General features: G+C 40.0%; 13 protein-coding genes. 10 read left to right on the top strand and 3 right to left on the bottom strand.

Translation table 11 applies throughout. The features are described 5' to 3' along the window. Positions 1 to 380 precede the first annotated feature (380 nt). Positions 381 to 1,607 (bottom strand): glycosyltransferase family protein, encoded by a 1,227-nt coding sequence (locus B5X70_RS05975; protein ID WP_088328869.1) that lies wholly within the window; start codon positions 1,605 to 1,607, stop codon positions 381 to 383. Positions 1,608 to 1,737: 130 nt separating this feature from the next. Between B5X70_RS05975 and B5X70_RS05970 the strand changes: the two genes are divergently transcribed. The 3 genes from B5X70_RS05970 (at position 1,738) to B5X70_RS05960 (ending at position 7,670) form a co-directional block, all read left to right on the top strand. Next, positions 1,738 to 3,207: a lipopolysaccharide biosynthesis protein gene (locus B5X70_RS05970; protein WP_079556988.1), complete on the top strand. Its 1,470-nt coding sequence runs from the start codon at positions 1,738 to 1,740 to the stop codon at positions 3,205 to 3,207. A 245-nt stretch (positions 3,208 to 3,452) separates the two neighbouring features. Next, positions 3,453 to 7,124 carry a PAS domain S-box protein gene (locus B5X70_RS05965; RefSeq protein WP_079556987.1) on the top strand — a complete coding sequence of 1,224 codons (3,672 nt, stop codon included), beginning with the start codon at positions 3,453 to 3,455 and terminating at the stop codon, positions 7,122 to 7,124. 21 nt (positions 7,125 to 7,145) lie between these two features. Continuing rightward, positions 7,146 to 7,670, top strand: a complete 525-nt coding sequence (locus tag B5X70_RS05960; protein ID WP_079556986.1) for a YkgJ family cysteine cluster protein — start codon at positions 7,146 to 7,148, stop codon at positions 7,668 to 7,670. Positions 7,671 to 7,762: 92 nt separating this feature from the next. Here B5X70_RS05960 and B5X70_RS05955 read toward each other — a convergent pair whose 3' ends face one another. Beyond that, a complete protein-coding gene (locus B5X70_RS05955; RefSeq protein WP_079556984.1) occupies positions 7,763 to 9,037 on the bottom strand; it encodes a glycosyltransferase in 1,275 nt (424 codons plus the stop codon). A gap of 43 nt (positions 9,038 to 9,080) precedes the next feature. Here B5X70_RS05955 and B5X70_RS05950 point away from each other — a divergent pair, with 43 nt between their 5' ends. Both B5X70_RS05950 and B5X70_RS05945 read left to right on the top strand, forming a co-directional pair. Beyond that, a complete protein-coding gene (locus B5X70_RS05950; protein WP_079556983.1) occupies positions 9,081 to 9,872 on the top strand; it encodes a glycosyltransferase family 2 protein in 792 nt (263 codons plus the stop codon). A 327-nt stretch (positions 9,873 to 10,199) separates the two neighbouring features. Further along, on the top strand, positions 10,200 to 11,123 hold the full coding sequence (locus tag B5X70_RS05945; RefSeq protein ID WP_079556982.1) for a hypothetical protein: 924 nt from the start codon (positions 10,200 to 10,202) through the stop codon (positions 11,121 to 11,123). Between the two features lie 56 nt (positions 11,124 to 11,179). On the opposite strand, the gene B5X70_RS05940 is transcribed toward B5X70_RS05945, so the two are convergent. Beyond that, positions 11,180 to 13,750, bottom strand: coding sequence for a hypothetical protein (locus B5X70_RS05940; protein WP_079556980.1), 2,571 nt, complete (start codon positions 13,748 to 13,750; stop codon positions 11,180 to 11,182). Positions 13,751 to 14,083: 333 nt separating this feature from the next. Between B5X70_RS05940 and B5X70_RS05935 the strand changes: the two genes are divergently transcribed. The 5 genes from B5X70_RS05935 to B5X70_RS05915 all read left to right on the top strand — a co-directional run bounded on the left by B5X70_RS05935 (position 14,084) and on the right by B5X70_RS05915 (position 19,960). After that, complete coding sequence (locus tag B5X70_RS05935; RefSeq protein WP_079556979.1) at positions 14,084 to 14,767, top strand: hypothetical protein; 684 nt, start codon at positions 14,084 to 14,086, stop codon at positions 14,765 to 14,767. An 86-nt stretch (positions 14,768 to 14,853) separates the two neighbouring features. Beyond that, on the top strand, positions 14,854 to 15,423 hold the full coding sequence (locus B5X70_RS05930) for a hypothetical protein (protein ID WP_143255035.1): 570 nt from the start codon (positions 14,854 to 14,856) through the stop codon (positions 15,421 to 15,423). Between the two features lie 39 nt (positions 15,424 to 15,462). Beyond that, the gene (locus B5X70_RS05925) at positions 15,463 to 18,375 is read left to right on the top strand and encodes an SdrD B-like domain-containing protein (protein ID WP_157666488.1); all 2,913 of its coding nucleotides are present in this window, start codon (positions 15,463 to 15,465) and stop codon (positions 18,373 to 18,375) included. 234 nt (positions 18,376 to 18,609) lie between these two features. Further along, positions 18,610 to 19,074: an IS200/IS605 family transposase gene (gene tnpA, locus B5X70_RS05920; protein ID WP_079556973.1), complete on the top strand. Its 465-nt coding sequence runs from the start codon at positions 18,610 to 18,612 to the stop codon at positions 19,072 to 19,074. Between the two features lie 73 nt (positions 19,075 to 19,147). Next, a complete protein-coding gene (locus tag B5X70_RS05915) occupies positions 19,148 to 19,960 on the top strand; it encodes a fimbrial biogenesis chaperone (RefSeq protein ID WP_079556972.1) in 813 nt (270 codons plus the stop codon). The last annotated feature ends 133 nt before the right edge of the window (positions 19,961 to 20,093 follow it).

The following is a 20,093-nucleotide window of genomic DNA, read 5'->3' as shown; positions in this document are numbered from 1 at the left end:
GCGTATTGAGATTGTGTCTTCCAACAGGCTGAAAGCCTAAATTAATTCAGCCCAAGGCAACGCCTTGGGCTGATGCGATGTATTTCATATTCGCCCTGTGAAGGGCAGCTTAATTCCTTGTTTTTATAGAGTTTAGACCGTGGTGTTAATCCCTATCCCATAAGGTTGGCCTTGTCAGACCCTCTGAAAATAAAAACGCTATTATAAACTAGAGCCTAATCAATAAATAATATCCTGAATGGAAAGTAGTTGTAACTGAAAAGGGTTATTGTTCGCACAATAGTTTCCTTTTCACAGCGAGTTGCAGATTTCTTAGAAGTAGCGTTAGTTACCCATTGTTATGATAAACCTAACAAATTTTAGTTGCAGTCCGCTCTTATTTACAGATGCTTAATCAGTTCATCGTAAAACAAATCAACACGGTTCTCAAAATGATGCTCTGAAAGGGTTCTTTGCTGACCTCTTTTGGCGATCTCTTCCAATTCAGTAGGATGCTCAAGCAGCCATTTCACCTTTTCGATGCACTCTTCAGCAGATTGATAGGTGACAATTTCATGATCAGGTGCAAAGTAATTTTTCAGATCACTTTTGTTATCGGTAAGAAGACAAGTTCCTACTCCGGTGGTCTCGAAAAGTCGCATGTTGGCCGCGTAATCGCCGGCACAATCACCATGAATGTTGAATCCGATCTCTGCTTTAGACAAGGCCTTAAACATTTCAAGTCCGAACAATGGTGGTTTTACCATTTTATAGAGTTTCGAAGAGACTTTAAGTTGTTGTGGAAAAGAACTATGATTTCTCCCTTTTCTTATGGGTGTTATGCAGTCCGTGATGATTTTTAACCCAATATTGTCCATCATCGTTGCCGCCAGATATGCCGCCTGCTTTTTCAAAAGAGCTATTCTGTTTTTATCAGGCAGGTTTCCATAAAACGAAAAAGGGATGTTCTCCCGAACCAATTGCTCAAGTACCATGGTTCGTATGCTGTGAAACCCATCACCTGGGATAATGGAGCCTGTAAAAATGAATGGTACCGAAGGCCATTCATTCTCTTTTTCAGTTTTTTCAAGTATTCGCTGGTCAAAGGCGTGTGGGATAACCACACTGTTTATCCCGAACTGTCGTAGCTGTTGCTGAAAAAACGGGGAACATACTGTAAAATAGTCGAAAGCTTTAAATGATTCAATTTGCGCAGATGTAAATGGAGCACAAATATTTCCAATGCAGATTTTAATAAAGGGAAATTTTCTCCTAAGTTGGTTGATGAATGAGCCATTAAAGGTAATGCTGTCTTGAAAATATATCATTTCCGGTTTAAAAGCTTCAATTTGAGCCAGAATGATTTCTTCAGCTGTTAGTGTTGCACTAAGATTATTTTCTGCGGCCCATGCTTTTTGCAATGGTGTTGCATTGGCAACTACTTCCATGGTTTCGAGTCCTTTTGCTGAAAGTAGCCTGCCGTAATTATCCGACCATGAAAAGTACTGATTCATGAGGTGCGTAAGCTGTTCCTGATGGCTCTGTATTCTTACCATCGGGAATTTCACATAATAATCCTGCAGAAAGTCACGATAGTAGGATGATATTTTTAGAAATTTTCCCTTCAAAACAAAAAGTTGTAAGATGATAATTTGTATTTGCAATTACAAAAATAGAACAAGCACTTAAAATTGCTAATTTAATGAGTGTTAATTAGCCGATATCTCTTATTTTTGTTGTTGATCTCAATGAAAAACCATGCATCAACCGGTACAGTTTGTTTTTAAACAGGGCTTTATATATGGCATTGGCAATGTACTTACCAAACTGAGTGGAGTTATTCTGCTTCCCCTGTATTTAAAATACATCAATGAAACCGAGTTTGGTGTGGTTACGCTGTTTGAAACCATTTTTCAATTCATTCTGATTCTATCCAGTTGGGGTGTTAAAGGTGGTTTCATGCGATGGTATCATGAAATGAAAAGCCGCAGTGGTAAAAAGGAACTCTTTTTTACCACGTGGATGTTTAATTTTTTCACCAGTTTCATAGCGGTGGCTCTGGTGGCCGTTTTACTTAATATATGGTCCGAAACGGTTTTCAGATACCGGGTTTCTGAAGAGATTATTTTGTACTTTCTGGCCGGATCTTTTTTCCGTTTACTTTATGATGTCCCTTTCTATTTAATGAAGTTAGAGCAAAGGGCCAAGTTGCAAACAATCTGGACTTCGTTGAATATTCTCCTGGTAATCGGCATGACGGTTTATTTTCTGGAATTTCGTGAAATGGGTTTAAAAGGTATTTACATGGCGCAAATGTTGGCTCATGGAGTCACTTTTTTGGCCTTGATTCCATTTATATTAAATCACATTAAACCAAAGTTTAATGTAAATGTCCTTAAAGAGATGATTCAATATGGCTTGCCATTGGCCATATCAAATATTCTAACTACAATTTTAACTTTAAGTGATAGGCATATTATTAATCAATATCAAAATCTTGGAGAAGTGGCTGGATATGGTATGGCATTTAAAATTGCCAATCTGGTTCAAATGGTTGTAATAGCATCCCTAATCACAGCTTATTCCAACTACTTTTTTAAAACCCTGCATGATAAGTCAAACATGCAGTTTTATTCCAGGTTTTCACGGCTGTTTCTGATATTGATCACATTCGGGGGGTTAGGGGTGGTGTTGTTATCACCCGAAATCATGATGGTTATATCGGCAGGCTCCGAATTCTTTCGTGAGTCTATCATACTCATTCCTGTTCTAATTGCCGGGTTGATTTTCAGCGGATGGCGGCAGTTGCTAACTTTACCTCTCAACAAGCATAAAAAAACCAGATTGATTTCTATTATTTTGGTTACATGTGCTGCGATCAATATTCTTTTGAATTTTGCGCTGGTTCCGGTATATGGAAAAATGGGTGCTTCAGTTTCTACACTGATTGCACAGGTTATCGGAATGGGTTGGTTTTATGCAGAGGTTAAAAAACTGGAATCCATTAATTTCCAAATTGGAAAACTATTTTTACTTTTTATGTTATGGGTGGTTATGGTGATTGCAGGAATATGGACTTTTAATCTGGAAATTCCCGTCTCCTGGTTGTTGAAGTCTCTAATAATTACTTTCATGGCCATTGCCATGTATTTATTCAAAATCATTCGAAAAGATGAGATAAACTTTGTTCTGCAATTCATTAAAACAGGCCGATTGCATTTTAAGTAATAGATTATCAGGAGATGAAAATATCATAGAATTAAAATTATTTGTAAATTACGTGCCTGAATTAGAGTGGAATTGACAAAATGAGGTTGTGTTTTTTTTGAAGCTGCAATACTGAAAAAATGCTTATAAAACAAAGCTATTCCTGGGCAGTAAATACATGATAGGGATATCCCCGGGATATTTTCATTTTGACAACCTGCTCTCAATCCTATTAAATTTAAATCCTGAATTAACCAAAACGTCTAATGATCAGCTATGGTGTTTCTCATTTTGTTATGAATATTGTCGCTTTAGGAGTGGTAATAGTCATTTTTTATCTGGCATTTCGAAAATCCGAATTGATTTCGAAGTTTAACGCTGACATCAGCGAGTTGCAAGGAAAGAAAACCATACGAATGGTCATTGCGTATTTGAGTCTTGTTTTATTTCTTGGGGGTATCTTTATAGTGCATCATTTTAAAAATGTTCGGGAAAATGAGCTGCGGAGGGAATTGTTATCAGGCGCACAGGCTGTCGCAGAGGGACTTAGTTTTCGCACCATTTCAAACCTGGAATTTAATCTGTCCGACCTTGATAATCCTGTATATCATCAACTAAACCAGCAATTCCGTGATGCATCCGGGATGCTGAATTACAGAGATATCTATACCATGGTTTTGCGGGATTCTCAAATTTTATTCGGACCTGAAAGCATACACCCCGATCTTTTTCATGCCTCAAAACCGGGGGATATTTATAAAATACCTCCGCAAGGATTAATGGATGTATTTAGAAAAGGCAACCATCTGATAGTGGGCCCTTATGAAGATGAGTTTGGCCATTATATCAGTGCTTTCTATCCGGTATTCCGACAACATTCTCCAGAGCCTTTTATGGTTGTTGGTATGGACATCCATGAACATGAATGGATTAATGAGGTCCGACAGGCATTAATACTTCCAAAGTTTCTGGTCATTGCTCTGCTTTTGATCCTCTTGTTCGGAAACCTTATTTTTTCAAGACCGCACATCATGCGAATCGAACGTTCGATTTGGTGGCAAAGTCCTGAAGCCATTTTTACTTTTATAGGTTCCGTATTGATTTCTGGTTTAATAATCTGGTTTTCAGTTCGGATTGAATACAGGTACAGAAAAGAGATTTTTAAACAATCCTCATCTATACAAGCCAACCAGTTTAGGTCTTATATGCGTACTTTTGAGTGGCATTTGATGCGGACTTCGAATTCTATGAGCCGGCTTTTTGAAATTGAGGAGGAGCTGTTTAGAGAGGAAGTTAATTTTTTACTGGAACTTGAATTTGTTGAATCGATCGGATGGGCTGAAGAGAGATACAACCAATATGTTGTGCGTCAAAATGAGCGAGGTTTTCAGGATTTGTTTGAAGTTGGCAATAGTTTTCCAGAGTTTTCCATTCATACAAAGCATGTAATTGATTATGCTGTTTCACAACGAATTCTGTCTACAGAAATATTATTTAATGAGGCGGACACCCTAGAATCAAGGTTGATCTTCTATATTCCCTTTTCGAATGAAGAAAATAATTCCAATGGTCTCGTCTATTTGGTCGTAAATACAAATAAGCTTTTAGGCAGATCCGTTGCACTTCGTGGGTCTGAAGAAAATCTCTTTAATGTTAAATTCGGAGTGGTAGAAAATCAGGATGATTTTATTCATATTGGCCGATTTGGGGATGAGGTTATGCGTGATCAAAAATCAACAGATATGTCAGCCGGGTACTTTTTATTTATGTACGGAAAAGCATGGAAACTTGATTTTTTCCCGGGTCATTTTTTTAACCGAACCCATCCATCTATTGCCTTGCCTGTTTCCCTGCCTTTGGCTATTCTCATGACCCTTATTCTCTCTTTTGTGGTGGGACTTTTAAGTACCCGAAAAACAAGATTGGAGCACGATGTTGAAAAGCGAACCCGTGAACTAAACAGGAGCGAACAGCGCTTTTCTCTTTTATTTAACTCTATGGCCGAGGGAGTTGCCATGCACCGGGTCATCAGAAATGATAAGCGAGAAATTACAGATTATACCTTGATTGATATTAATGCAGCATATTCAAGAATACTTGGTTTGACAAGGAAAGAGGTTATTGGTAAAACAGCTACCGATCTTTACCAACAATCAAAAGCTCCTTTTTTAGATGTTTTTAGCAGAGTTGTGGAAGAAGGGACTTCTATTCGTTTTGAGGAGTATTTTGAGCCCATGGACAGGTATTTTGATGTTTCGGCCATTTCCATGAGTGACGAAACTTTTGCAACAGTTTTTACCGATGTGTCACACAGGGTACTTGCCGAACGTACAATTAGGGAGAGTGAAGAGAAATACCGTATGATCTCTGAAAATGTGGGAGATGTTATTTGGGTAATGGATGCCGTGACTCATAAGTTTCGGTATATGAGTCCCTCTGTTGAACGGGTAAGTGGATATTCTGTTGAAGAGTCCCTGAATTTTAAACTTATAGATATTCTGAGTCCTGACTCCTTTAAATTTGTTTCAGAATCATTGCCACACAGAATTTTGAAATTTGAAAGCGGCGATGAGTCCTATCGCACCCGAACAGTTATTTTGAACCAGATAAAGAAAGGAGGAGGTATCATTGTTACTGAGGTAACCACAACTCTTATTCCAAACGAACACGGGCGTGTGAAAGAGGTTTTGGGAGTTACAAGAGATGTAACTGAAATGATGGAAGCTCGGGAAGCTTTAAGATTAAGTGAGGAGAATTATCGGTTTCTGGTGGAAAATCAGAATGACTTTATCATTAAAGTTGATCTTGAAGGACGCTATCTATACGCGAGTCCATCTTTCTGTAGTGCTGTAGATAAATCAGATAAAGAAATTATAGGAAAGGTTTTTATACCTCCTATTGACTCTAAAAGTGCGGTGTCGTCACTGGAAGCTTTGGAGAAATTAAAAAAGCCTCCATACAGAGTTCGTTTTGAACAGAAAATAAAATTGAGTTCAGGTTGGAAGTGGATCAGTTGGGACAATAGTGCGATACTGGAGGAAGGAGAGCCGGTTGCGTATATTGGTGTTGGGCGTGATGTTACCCGGGAAAAAAACTACGAAGAAGAACTTAAGGAAAGCAAGGGTAGATTGCAACAGCAAAATGAAGAATATGCCATGCTTAATGAAGAGTATCAGTCCATTAATGAGGAGATGCAAAGCACCAACGAGGAGCTGGTTCAAGCTATTGAGCGTGCTCAGGAGAGCGAAAACCTGAAAACGGCATTTTTGCAAAACGTATCACATGAAATCCGAACACCTTTAAATGCCATTATTGGTTTTTCTGAGATGTTGGCGTTGCCCGATTTTGAAGAAAATGATAAAGTCAATTTCTCTGAAATCATAGTAAACAGCAGCCGTGAATTGTTGAATCTGGTCAACGACATTTTGACCATATCCACAATTGAAACACAACAAGAGAAAATGAACCTTCAAAAGATTATCCTAAAAGAGCTGTTAATTGATTTAAAGTCGGTATTTAGTAATAATGCAACTAAAAAAGGCATTGTTCTTGAGTCTGTTATATTATCCAGCCTTCCCGATAGATTTTCTATAAAAACAGATGAATTGAAATTGAAGCAGGTGTTTAATAATTTAATTGGCAATGCTCTTAAGTTCACAGAAAAGGGTGAAGTGGTTTATGGAGTAGAAAGCGTTGATGAAGATAAGAAACAGATCGTGTTTTTTGTAAGTGATACCGGAATAGGAATCCCTATAAAAATGCAGGATAAGGTATTTGAAAGATTCAGACAAGCAAACCCGGATGTGCAAACCAAATATGGGGGTACCGGTTTGGGCCTTGCTATTTGCAAAGGACACGTTGAATTGATGGGCGGTAAAATCTGGTTAGAGTCAAAACCCGGGAAGGGTTCAGTTTTCAGGTTCTCTATTCCATTGTAATCTATCTATATTTTAATTCGAATGGTACTAAAAGAAAGCATAAAGAAGAAATATCTTGATCTGCGGCGTGAACTTGATGAAGAGATTGCCAGTCTTGAGAAGTTGCATCAAAATCATATGATGTGTAAAAAGGGTTGCTCGCTTTGTTGTTTGTCATTCAAAGTTTTACCCGTTGAATATGAAGTTATACGTTCAGAGCAGACGCATCTTAATAAGGATAAAGCAGACCATGGGGATGATGTTTGTCCCTTATTGGTGGATAACAGTTGCAGCATTTATCCCTACCGACCCTTTATATGCAGAACTCATGGTTTACCTTTGTTATATATGATTGACGAGGAATGGGTGCTTTCACACTGTGAACTCAATTTTTCAGATGTTGATGAAGACTATTTTTCTGAAACCCGGTTTCATGAACAAGACCGATGGAATAGCCGGTTATATATGCTGAATCAGGAGTTTCTAAATAGTCAAGATGAATTACCTCTTCCTGAGATTGACTTGATTCCTTTGGCGGATTTACTCAAAACCAATAGGTCGATTTAACTCCATTATAGTCGTATTTTTGACGGATTGATATTGTGTTGTATAACAGCTTGATAAGGTGAAATGTCGGGTGAGTGTCACAAGATATATAGTTAGCTGTATAACATTGCTTTATACAATTCCATCTGAAGTGAATATATAGTCTGTGACCCAAATTTTCTTTGAAATGCTTCTCTGGCGTTTTGAGTCAGTTTGACTGTGTTCGGATGCTCCAATAGCCACTCGATTCCATCTTTTAAATCCTCTGCATTAAATGGCTCAGCAAGATACCCATTCTGTTTGTGATCTACTATTTCAGTTAAACCGCTTGAATTGAAAGCAACAACAGGAGTCCCGCATGCCAGTGATTCGGAAGCTGTTTGGCCGAATGTTTCCTGGCGTGAAGGGACAACTGTTACATCTGCTGCGTTGTAAATGGTTGCCAGTGTTCTTTCATCGCTGATGTATTCGAAGTAATGTGCTTTAAAAGGAAATTTGATTTTTTTCTTCACTTTGCCAAAAATCAACAGATTGATATCCTGGTTGTACTTGTTCTGCGAAATTTTTTCTAATGCCTTTTCAAGCAGATCAAAACCTTTTCTCCGGTCATGAATATTGGGTGCTCCAAATGCTATATACTTGCAATTATTGCTTAATGATAATGAATTACGGGACTTTAATTTATCGTATACTTTAAATATACTATCATTAAGGGTGTTGGGAATAGTATAGATGGTTTTCGATTTTAGAAGTGCACTAGTTTGCACAAAACTGGAAAACCATTTTGATGGTGTGGATATATATAAATTACTGCTGGATAATAAACTATGTTTTCTATTTATATGTTTAAATGAATAATCTTTTTGATGTTGATTTTTTAATAACGGGCAATTTCCACATCCTTCCATAAACTTAAAGCAGTCACCATTATAATGACACCCTCCGGTAAATGGCCACATGTCATGAAATGTCCAAAGCACAGGTTTTCCGGTGTTCAGGAGATTTTCAATCGCTTTCAGAGAAAGAAATCCAAAGTTAATCCAATGCAAGTGAATGATATCGCACTCTTTTATAGCCGGGTGTTGATGAATATTGTTACCTGTGCAAGCCAGAGAAAAAGCGAAACGATCTTTTTGGTCACGGATGATGGTGCTTACCTTTAACCTTTCGGAAGCAAACTGCACGAAGTGCTTGATTTTATGAAAGGAGTTCTTTGAAGTAGAAATGATTTCCTCGTTGGTTAATGATTTGTTCTGAACCAACATTTTGGCACTGGCTCCGTGTTCTTTAAGCGCATACCAAAGGCGGTTTGCTGCTATGGCAGCACCGCCTGTTCTGTCAGAGGTTGATACCAGGCAAATCTTTATTTCGTTTTTTTCTTCTTTCACTCCGTTGTTAATTACTATATTTGAAAGGTCATTCTACAAATATATGAACTCTGTACTATCTCATAATACAAATCTCCATTTAAATAATGGCTTTTATCCCAAAGTTTCGATAATTACCGTTGTTTACAATGGTGCTGAGACCCTTGAACGTACGATTAAGAGCATTGCCGCTTTGGATTATCGTAATTTGGAGTACATCATCGTTGACGGGAAAAGTAGTGACGATACAATTGAGATCATCCGGAAATATGAGTATGCAACTTCTCTATGGATAAGTGAGCCCGATGAAGGTCTTTATGATGCAATGAATAAAGGGATGAGTCTGGCTTCAGGCGATTATCTATGGTTCATCAATTCAGGCGATGAGGTTTCTGATCCGCAGGTTTTGTCACAAATTTTCCAAAACTTCCCCCGCGCTGATATTTACTACGGCGAAACAATGATAGTTGATTATTTTGGCCATGAGATCGGATTGCGGAGATTACGTCCTAAAAAAAAGTTGAAATTCAGAGATTTTTTAAACGGGATGCTGGTAAGTCATCAATCAGTAATCGTTAGCCGAAGAGTTGCTTCGAATTACAACATTAGGTATAGATTGTCAGCGGATTTTGATTGGGTAGTTTTTGCCTTTAAGAGTGCAGGTGTGGCGGTAAATACTGGGATGATTCTATCAAGATTTTTGGAAGGAGGACTTACAAGGCAAAATATTTTTCCCGGTTTAAAAGAAAGATTCATAATCATGACTCATTACTTCGGATTCTTACCTGCTCTGTTACATCACATTCCAATTTCACTAAGATTTATTTATTATTACGTTAAACACAAGAGGTTCTGAAAATTAACAAAAAACTAAAGTCAAAGGTATACAATCTTTTACCAATTTTATATATCTTTGACCACGGGGAAAGTTTGGCCTGTAAATTGTGAATTGTCTTTGTAATATGCTGTCCTTTAAAATTATCAATCAATTTGTTTATATTGTTGAAAACAGATTGTTTAGTTAAATAGGTGTGATCCCTGCCCAAGTAGAAATATTGAAATAATTAACTCATCATTTTTGAGGTGTCTTGGTTAAGGTAGGATCATAAAGTGCAGGTAGATAGTTAGATGCATTTTGAAAATGAGGAGTATTGTTTTCCTGAATTTTTAACAGAAGATCATTATGTTTCACCATTATCAACAAAAGATTTCTGAAACTCGAATAGAAATTCGACGCTATAATTATCAAAAGAAAATATATGATAACTGTAGTGAGGCTTTAAAAAATGAGCGTTCGGTTTTTCGAAAAGCAGAAACAAGGTTGAAAAAATATGAACTTGGGGCTTCAATGGCAAAAAATCTGACTCTTTATCAGGTTTTTTTAAATATATTGGAGGAAAATCAACATCTGAAGAATAAATCACGCAGGGAGTTATTACTCACAAAGTTAAATCAAATGGCCGGATCCAGAGTCATTGATTATTTAACAAAAAGGGTTTTCATGCAAGTACTACCATCCGGAAATATAAGATCCATGGAACGTGAGGAGCTTAAGGTGAAGAAGGAGATGGAAAAGTATATTGAAGATCGTTCGGAAAATACAAATGCTCAGATGCTTATACCCTTTACATTTAAAATTGAAAACCTTAAAGCTGACCTGGAAGAAGCTGTTTCTGCGCATGAAACCGGTGAAAAAGCACGAACCGAGTTGATTGTATTACAAAGAGTTTTACGGGATATCCAATATTGGGGAACTGATGCAGGCGAGGAGTCAGATACTTCCGATGATGTGTTTAATCATTCGGTAAGAGCTCATATGATGTTGTGCTCTTTTAAAAATGAATTGGGTGAGTTCTCGGAGGGTAGAGATTTAAATCTCCACCTGGAGGCCATCACCGACTTTAAAAATTCATTTTTTAACAACCTCATTGCTGATTGGTTAGAAGAGAAAAAAATTAAACTGGCGCTGTTTTACGTACGTAAAACACAAAACTCTCTGGAAGCTCTTCTACAGGGATTAAAAACAAAAATGATCCGTATTGAGTCTGAACTTTCAATAACGGAAATGGAGCAGAGTGCAATTCTGGGCAAGATATGCCAGGATTAAAAAATAAAGACCGTGAATAATTCACGGTCTTTATTTTTTAATTTACATTTTATATCCTAATCGATTATCTCCTGATTCGGAGTTCTAAATTTATCTCTTTTCCAGAAGAACAGACCAACCAATAACAAAATCAGAATTGAACTGATATATGATATCAGTTTTCCGTAGCGATACGAAACAGGTTCAAACCTGAATTCAATGGTGTTGTTACCTGCCGGTACAAATAATCCCCTCAGCAGGTAATTGGCACGTATGATGGGAACCTCTTCACCATTAATAAATGCTCTCCACCCGCCGGTATAATAGATTTCACTGAATACAGCAAAAGTTGGAGAGTCTGTATTCGATAAATATTGTAAATAATCAAGCCTTTCTTTTATCAACTCTATGTGTCCGCCACCCGAACCAATGGTCTTCTGCTCCAATATGTCTGCGAAATCCATATGAACCACCGCATTATCAGCTAAATCAACACTAGCAATGGCCTGTAGCTCCTCAAGAGTGCTTCCAACGGTGTGGATATTTTCAACAAGCCACGCATTGCCTTTGGCATAGGGATTTAAAACCGGAGCCATTTCAGGGTGTGCCACAATATACTTTGCATTGAGCATATTTAGCACTGGCATGTGGGATAGTAGCGGACGGATAAATTCAGTATTTCTGCTTTGCTGAACCGACATGGAAAGTTGGCGCATGTAATCACCCAGATGATAATCAATGACATCCTGATACCGCTGAAGTTTTGCCCCGTGATAACCCCCGATGGATTTATGAAAATAACTGGTGTGTACTTCGTTAAAGGGATTACGTAAGTTGAAAACCCTGAAATGTGGGTCATCATCCTCAAGAATGATTCTATCGGCTTCATTAGGCGTATAAAGTGCGCGCATTTGGCGGGCAGGAACAAAATCATCATTATTCAGATATCTTTTATCCACGCCCCATAAATCCACCAGTATCAGAATTAAAATTCCCGGAATAACATATTTGGCAGAAATCTTATTACCTGAGAAGAACCATAGCGAGGCACTTGCCAGAGCAACAAAAACCAAGGATCTGAAGGCGTCGGCCTTCAGCAGCGCCATCCGGGCATTTTGCATTTCCCTCATCAATATATCATAGATAAAGGCCTGATCAGGATTTGATGCCTGTTGCGACATCAGCGACGACATCTCAAACTCATTCATATAGCTCAAAATGCCGGGGAAGAGATAGAAAAAGAGTGCAACACCACCACTTAATCCAAACGCTGCTAAAAATTGATTTGATTTTTCCCTAATAATTTGTGGGTTATTAAAAACTTCCCTGAGTGTTAATATCGCCATAACCGGGATGGTGAGCGAAGCGATAACCAACGCCATCTCAACGGTACGGAATTTATTGTATAACGGAAAATAGTTAAACATCAACATGTTAAACCATTCCAGGTTTTTACCCCAGGCCAATAAAATACTGAGTATGGTTCCGGCCAACAGCCACCATTTCTCTTTCCCTCTGTAGATAAACAGCCCAAGGATGAACAGGAAAAACACGATGGCTCCTGCATAAACCGGCCCCGATGTGAATGGTTTACTTCCCCAGTATTGAGACTGCTGAGCCACTTCGTTGGCCAGCTGACCCACAAACTGGCCATGCTGTTCACCAAGATTGTATCCTCTTGATATCATCTCTTCGCTGATGCGATCTTCAATGCCATCCAGAAGTTCTGGTTTTAGACCAATGGGCTCCGATGCCCCTCCCATAAAATTTGGAATTAAGAGGGTTAGTGTTTCAGCTTTTCCATAACTCCATGCAAATGCATAGTCAGGATCCAGTCCCCTCTGGCGCTGCTCAGTCTTTTCCTCAGCCAGTAGCGAACGACCACGAATACTCTCCTGTCCGTATTCCCAGGTAGTCCATAAATTGGTCATATTTGGTAGTACGGCCAAAACAGCAGCAATGACAAGCAGTCCGGTACGGTGCATAAACTCCCTTAAATCGTTCTGTTTAATGGCTCGAACCAATCTGTCAATAACCAGCACCATCACCAGCAGAGCCAGATAGTAGGTAATTTGAACATGGTTATAAGCAATATTGGCTCCCAGCGCAACGGTGGTAAAGAGTGCGCCTCCCCATTTGTTTTTGTTGTAGGTGTATAAAATCCCTGCCACCACCGGAGCCATTAATGCAATCACATAAGCTTTGGTGATGTGTCCGGCAATGATAATGATGAAGTTGTATGAGCCAAAGGCGAAAGCCACACTACCTATGACGCTCAGCCAATGGTTAAATCCCATGCTGCGCATGAGAATAAAAAATCCTACCAGGTATAAAAATACGATGGCTACCGTGGTGTAAGGTAATCCCAGTCGTGAATACCTGTTCACGTAGCTGAACAGGTTGGCAGAGGAATCACCTCTGATTTGATATGCAGGCATCCCGCTAAAGAGCGAGTTTGTCCACATGGAGCGTTCTCCCGTCTCTTTTTCATGGTCAACCAACTCCTTGGCCATTCCAATGGCCTTGGTATTATCCATCTGAGGTAGTCCGCGACCTTCCAGAACAGGGCTGAAGTAGGCAAATGTGATCAAAATAAAAAATGCTACGATGCCCAAATAGGGCAAAAGGGGTTTAATTCTTTCAAGCATGTGTCTGATTTTATACTATTGAACACCAAAAATATAAAAAATATGATGGTTTAGCCATATTAGAACCAATAAACCACAATGAGCACAAAGAATCCGGTCAAGTACACAAAGGGCTATAATTAAATAAAGAAGCATTGCTTTTAATTGGTTTACTGCGTGGTCAAAATCTCTTTTAAACAGATTTCTCAAAAATATTTAACAAAATGGAAACCTTAAGTCAAAGGTTGAAGTATAATAGACTCACCAAATCAGCCTTAATAACTCTTTACATTAATCCAAAAATGAATTATCTTGAATTAAGAAATCACTTATTTTAAAATTAATATTTGGGTTATGAGAAAACAATTACTTACACTTGCTGCAATTATGATACTGGGTTTATCATTTGCACCAAATGCTGTTGCACAGCTCAGCGATGAAGAATATAATTATGTGACCATGGATTTGAGAGGGATTCTCAATCTTACCATGACCACCAATCCACAAGTGGATTTTGTATTCAGAACCATACAGGAATACCAGCAGGGAATTACCCGTTTTAACGCGGTACAACTGGAGGTTGATGCCACCATGAACTGGGATTTGTATGCTTATGCAAGTACCGACAACTGGACTCAGGTAGAGCAGTACTCAAGCAATGGTAGTGCCGTTTTGCCGGCAGAAATTCTTGAGATTAATTCATCTGTTGCCAGCTCTGCACCTCAAAATTTTAATGATTTTACATCATTAAGAGGATTAACCAATTCTGAGGCTGGCGGAGGCCCAACGATTGAAACTCAGTTTTTGGCCGGAGAACTTGGTACTGGTGCCGGAGAATCTTTTGCTCCCGGTACGGCTGCTGCTAATCCCGGAACACACCGTTTCAGACTGGATATGAGGCTGGTTCCTGACATCCCTGCAACATTCCCAAACTCGGAAGTAGCTATTGAAGATGCCATTGGTGCTGATGGGCCTGAATTTGCAGCCGCCGGTTACTACTATCTTGAGGTGGTTTATTCCTTAGTGGAAGATTTATAATAGGTTTTTAAAATATTTTTTGTCAGAAAACAGGGTTTTTACCCTGTTTTCTGTTTTTTTGCGTATTTTAGAACTAAAACATGTTCATGCGCCATACCTTAATACGTTTTTGCTGCGTTTTTGCCATCACCTTTGTTTTGTCCGGGCTTATAAATGCTCAGGATGAACTTTCCTTTGCCGTAAAAACATCCCCTTCGGTGGAGTTTAACTTCACCACCGTTAACCAATACCTGACCGGAGCAACCGTTTCAAACGCCATCACCCTCAATATTGAGTCCGACGTTCAGTGGGATTTATACGTGGGAACGCAGACGGATGAACCCGGATTCTGGAATGAGATTTCAACTTACTCTATACATGGAGACAAGCCGCCGGTATCCATTCTTCAAATGCGGGTGCGCAATCTCAGCAATACCTCTCTGGTTTCAGGGTTTGTGCCGTTAAGTGATATTACAGACCCGGTTTACATCATTGGCAGCGAAGCGGAAGATTTTCCTGTTAATTGTCCCGACCAGGGAACCAATGCACCCGGCAGTTACCTTGTCAATCCCAATTGCTACCGGTTTTCCATCGATTTGAGAGTCGTGCCGGGATTTGACTATAAAGCCGGATTGTACAGTTTAACCATTCAATACGTTTTGGTAGAAGATTTATAATTATTGATGCGCCACCTCACGAAAATATCGCTTCTTTTCATGTTGATTATATCAGCATTCTCAGCGCAGCTCACGGCTCAGGGTTCCGGGGTGGAGGTGCAGTTTCGTGAGCCATATTCCGAACTTCGTGATGAGGGTTTGGCATCCAATGTTTTAATCATCAGAAACCGAACCAGGCAGAATCAGGAACTACAGATTAATATCTCTGTTCCCGGAGGTTGGAGATTGTGGGGTTCAACATCCCGGGCAGTTACTGTAAATCCCGGTGATTCCGTTTTTGTGCCGGTGCGATTAATGCCGGGCGGCGAATTAAATGGTAACATCAGTTACCCGGTAAATGCAACAGTTACATCCCGGGGCATCACCATTGGCAATGCCGAATGGAACATCTCTTTTGTACGAACAAGTTCATGGACGGCAGCTACCTCCGGTCATCGTTTCTATTTCCCTGCAGAACGCGACACCGGCTCCGTTCAACTGCGTATATCCAACACGGGTAATGCCGATGAGAATTTCATCATCCGGGGTGAAGCACATCCCGGGATTGCTTTTAGAACCAAAGAGAGTGTTGTTTCGGGAATTGAAAAGGGAATTTTTCTTCCTCCCGGAAGGGATACCATCATAACCATACCGGTTGTTTTGTATGATGAAGGACGAAAAGCAGTGGTTCAACCACAATCATATTTTGAGGAGTCTTACCGATTACGGTTTCACGTTGCCACTGAGGCAACAGTTCGTCAGACAGGACGAACCTGGAGTGGAACCATTGACTGCTTCAGACTTGATAGTGAGATAAAAGTTAAACCCTCACGTTTTAACTCTCTGCCTGTAACGGCTGAGTTTAATACATACAACATTGCTTCTGATTATACTTATGCCACTTTAAATCTTTATGGCACCACTTATTTCGAAAGAAACAGTGGCATGCTGAACTACTATTACCAGACAGATTTTATTAATAACCAATGGGACTGGGATGCCTTGCGGGGGAACTATCATTATCTTGGATATTTTAGCAACACTTTCAGCGTGGAGGCAGGGAATCTCTCTCTAAATCGTCACGGCGCCGGCATCAGCGGAAAAGGGTTAAGGGGCAGCTATACCTATCAGAATCATACCCTGGGTGCGACTTATGTGCGTCAGCCAAATTTTCTGGATGCTGCCACAGCCGAGGGTTTTGGAGTGAACTACATGTACCGGATGTCAAATACGCGTGCTGAACTTTATGGGCAACATATTAATAATGATTTTCGCCGAACGGAATCAACCCTGGCCTTACTGAATGCATCAACCAGGTTGATGGACAACCACAGTGTGCGAATCTCTGCCGGTTTTAGTACCGAAAATCATAATTGGAACCCCGATTCTGTTTTTACTGTTGATGGCTTTTACGGAGCATTGGGATATAACACCCGCATCGACCGGTTCGGAATTTCATTAAGTGGTTATTATGGTTCACCGGGCTATACTCCGCGAAACGGAATCACGTCTGCATCAACAAGTATTACTTACAGCATCGACAACAGAAACAGTCTTCAGCTCCATGGTTCCGTTTATAATTATGAGCCGGAAAGGTATTCAAGAGGGCTGTTGGTTTCTGACTCGCTCTATAATGAACGCAATCGGGTTGCATTTAAATATCAGCACCGTAAAGGTGCTGAACACTTTGGGGCAGGCCCTTCGTGGCACATGATGAGAAGTTCCTATATGCACAGCGACCAATACGGGCTGGATTTCGAATATCGCGTCCGAACCAGTCGGGTTGGTGTGTTTACCAATGCATTGGCCGGTATCATGAATTTTGAAGAATATCCCGATTTGGGAAACATCTTTACTGCACACCTTCGCACCTCGTTGCGATTCAACGACCTCAATGCTTCGATTCGATATTTTTACGGGCCTTACACCATTTTCGACCAAATGGAGTTTGTTCGTACTGAGTTTAATCCGCAAAAGGTGTATGGTAATCTGACGCATGACTTGTGGCTGTTCGACGGGCATATAAACCTTAACACCGGATTAAACTATAACTACTCCACCTGGCGCAACAGACAACAGGTAAATTTCAGACCTGAACTTTACTATCTGGCACGCAGCGGATTTGTTTTTTCTTTCTACAGCAGATACATGTTGTTTAGCCATGGTAGTTACCAAAGGGAGACTTTTCGTGAAGGTTCTACCCAAAATATATTAACACCCTCTACCAGCACCGATTACCTTGAGTTTGGTGCAGGGGTGAAGTTTAATTTTAATATGCCTGCCAGCCTTCCTAAGAATTCCGATGCGCAATTCTTAGTATTTCAGGACATGAACGGAAACGGGGTGCAGGATCGGCAGGAGCAGGGGATACCAAATGTTTTGGTAAAAGCCACTCTCGAAACTCCTATGAGTGACCCGGAGGGGAACGATTTTTACGCCACCACCGAGGAGTATATTTTAATTACAGACAATAACGGTGAAGTTAATTTCCGGAATTTACCCCGGGGGAATTACATCATCGAAACCATTCCCTTGTCTGCGCAGGGAGCACTATCTGAAACCAAGCGTTTTCACAGGGAAATCACGGCACGAGGCAGATATTATTTACCATACAGCGATGGAGCGCGTGTGAGTGGGGCAATTCTGGTGCAACGCGACCAGTTTGGCCAGCAACGCGATATTCGATTGAACAACATCCGCATTACGGCCATCAATCAGTCCAGTGGAAATTCTTATAGTTCTCTGACCGACAGAGATGGAAGATACGTGATGTATCTTCCGGGAGGCAATTACACCATTTCTATAAATGAAGCAGTCATTGACGAACGTTTTAGCGTGGTTGATAACAACATAAATCTTAGGGTTACGGGCTCAGTAGCCAGTTATTCAGTTAATTTTCAGTTGGTGGAACGCGGCCGGACTATCAGACTGGCACCGGCCAATAACAATATTGAGAACCAAAATGGTGATTGATACGTAGGAGGAAAAGTAGCTTGAGACCGAGTTCTCACAAACGAGCATGATGATTGTGGAGAGTTCTAAAGATGTTTATTGCCCCGTTAGGGGCAACATGTTGGTAAAAAGAGACTTGTGTGATGTTTGTTCCGCCCCTACGGGGCGGGCGATAACTTCGCATAGCATATTTTTACCGAGCTTTCGCACCTAACGGTGCGAAGATTCTTATATCTTGTTTTAACAAAAACTGACATGCCAAACACCTATACTCAAATTCATATTCATGCTGTTTTTGCTGTGAAAAATCGGCTTTCCCTTATTTCAAAACTATGGGAACAACGGCTTTATCAGTATATTACCGGAATCATACAAAATCATGGACATAAAATGCTTTCAATAAACGGGATGCCTGACCATGTCCATATCCTTTTTGGTATGCGGCCAATACAATCATTATCCGATTTAATGCGGGATGTTAAAGGCGATTCTTCACTTTGGATTAATGAGAGCAAATTCGTTGCCGGAAAGTTTTCGTGGCAAGATGGATATGGTGCATTTTCATATTCAAAGTCTCAAATTCCGGCTGTGGCGTCTTACATTGAAAACCAGAAAACGCATCATCAGAAAAAATCATTTATGGAAGAATATACGAAAATCCTTAAAGACTTTGAAATTGAATATGACGAAAAATACATTTTTAAACCTATTGAAGATTGATATTAATATTATTTTGCAAGCCGAAATGTAATACTCAATATTTCGATACATGTGACAATTTAAATCAAACAATATGAACAGATTATTTATACTTATTGCAGCATTCTGCTTTATATCAGGCACTCTATTTTCACAAAGTGCATCCATATCTCCTTCACGGTTTTATTACAAGCTTTCACCGGGTGAATCGGGAACACAGCTTTTACGCGTAACCAACAATGGAAACCGTGCAGAAACTTTTCAGGTTTCATTTTCCAACTTTGCATCAGATGGCAATCAGGGAAAAACCACCATTATGGATGACTACGAACACGGCTGTGCCAGTTGGCTCACTGCTTCTCCGGCTTTCTTTGAGTTGGCTCCCGGTGAAACCAGAGATGTGGAAGTCAGGCTTCAGGTGCCTTCCGGTTCGGAGGGCTTGTCGGTTCGCTGGGCAGTGGGGCAGGTAAGGCTGGCAACAGAACGCACTGCATTGGAAGAGCGTGGTGATAATGTTACCGGCATGCAAATCATACAGACGTTTGAGTTTCTTTTCCATGTTTTTCAAACACCTCCTGCACTTGAGAATATGCGCGAAGCATCGGTGCTGAGTTTTAGAGATGTAACCGGACCAGATGACTCGGGGAAAGTCCTGCGCATGGAAGTTGAAAATACAGGTCGTGCCATCATTGACTGCGCACCATATTTTGATATTGTTAATGCAACCACCGGAGAAAGCCAGCGAATTATGAATCGTGCCTTCACTGTTTTACCGGGAGGTAAACGGGAAATAAATTTTCGCCTGCCTGAAGACTTTCCTCCCGGTCGTTACTCCATTCTTGGAATTATTGATTATGGCAGCCGTACTGATTTGGCAGGCGCTGAACTGGATTTGGTTATTGAGTAGACCGGGTTTCTAACTATTATCACCATAATGTTGAAGCTTAAGTTTTGAGGATTAAGCACCATCATTGGTTAAACTAAAATTTAATGTTTCGGTGCATTGCACCGAAACATCTACCAAAACAACTATTTCATAC

This window comes from Alkalitalea saponilacus (assembly GCF_900168165.1).
GTDB lineage: Bacteria > Bacteroidota > Bacteroidia > Bacteroidales > Marinilabiliaceae > Natronoflexus > Natronoflexus saponilacus.
This window is presented reverse-complemented; position numbering and strand designations above follow the sequence as displayed.

Excerpts from the sequence above, each read along its gene's own strand:
- B5X70_RS05970 (WP_079556988.1), top strand. The coding sequence starts at position 1,738 with ATGCATCAACCGGTACAGTTTGTTTTTAAACAGGGCTTTATATATGGC.
- B5X70_RS05925 (WP_157666488.1), top strand. The coding sequence starts at position 15,463 with ATGTTGATTATATCAGCATTCTCAGCGCAGCTCACGGCTCAGGGTTCC.
- B5X70_RS05960 (WP_079556986.1), top strand. The coding sequence starts at position 7,146 with ATGGTACTAAAAGAAAGCATAAAGAAGAAATATCTTGATCTGCGGCGT.
- B5X70_RS05945 (WP_079556982.1), top strand. The coding sequence starts at position 10,200 with ATGTTTCACCATTATCAACAAAAGATTTCTGAAACTCGAATAGAAATT.
- B5X70_RS05935 (WP_079556979.1), top strand. The coding sequence starts at position 14,084 with ATGAGAAAACAATTACTTACACTTGCTGCAATTATGATACTGGGTTTA.
- B5X70_RS05940 (WP_079556980.1), bottom strand. The coding sequence starts at position 13,750 with ATGCTTGAAAGAATTAAACCCCTTTTGCCCTATTTGGGCATCGTAGCA.
- B5X70_RS05915 (WP_079556972.1), top strand. The coding sequence starts at position 19,148 with ATGAACAGATTATTTATACTTATTGCAGCATTCTGCTTTATATCAGGC.
- tnpA (WP_079556973.1), top strand. The coding sequence starts at position 18,610 with ATGCCAAACACCTATACTCAAATTCATATTCATGCTGTTTTTGCTGTG.
- B5X70_RS05950 (WP_079556983.1), top strand. The coding sequence starts at position 9,081 with ATGAACTCTGTACTATCTCATAATACAAATCTCCATTTAAATAATGGC.
- B5X70_RS05965 (WP_079556987.1), top strand. The coding sequence starts at position 3,453 with ATGATCAGCTATGGTGTTTCTCATTTTGTTATGAATATTGTCGCTTTA.
- B5X70_RS05930 (WP_143255035.1), top strand. The coding sequence starts at position 14,854 with ATGCGCCATACCTTAATACGTTTTTGCTGCGTTTTTGCCATCACCTTT.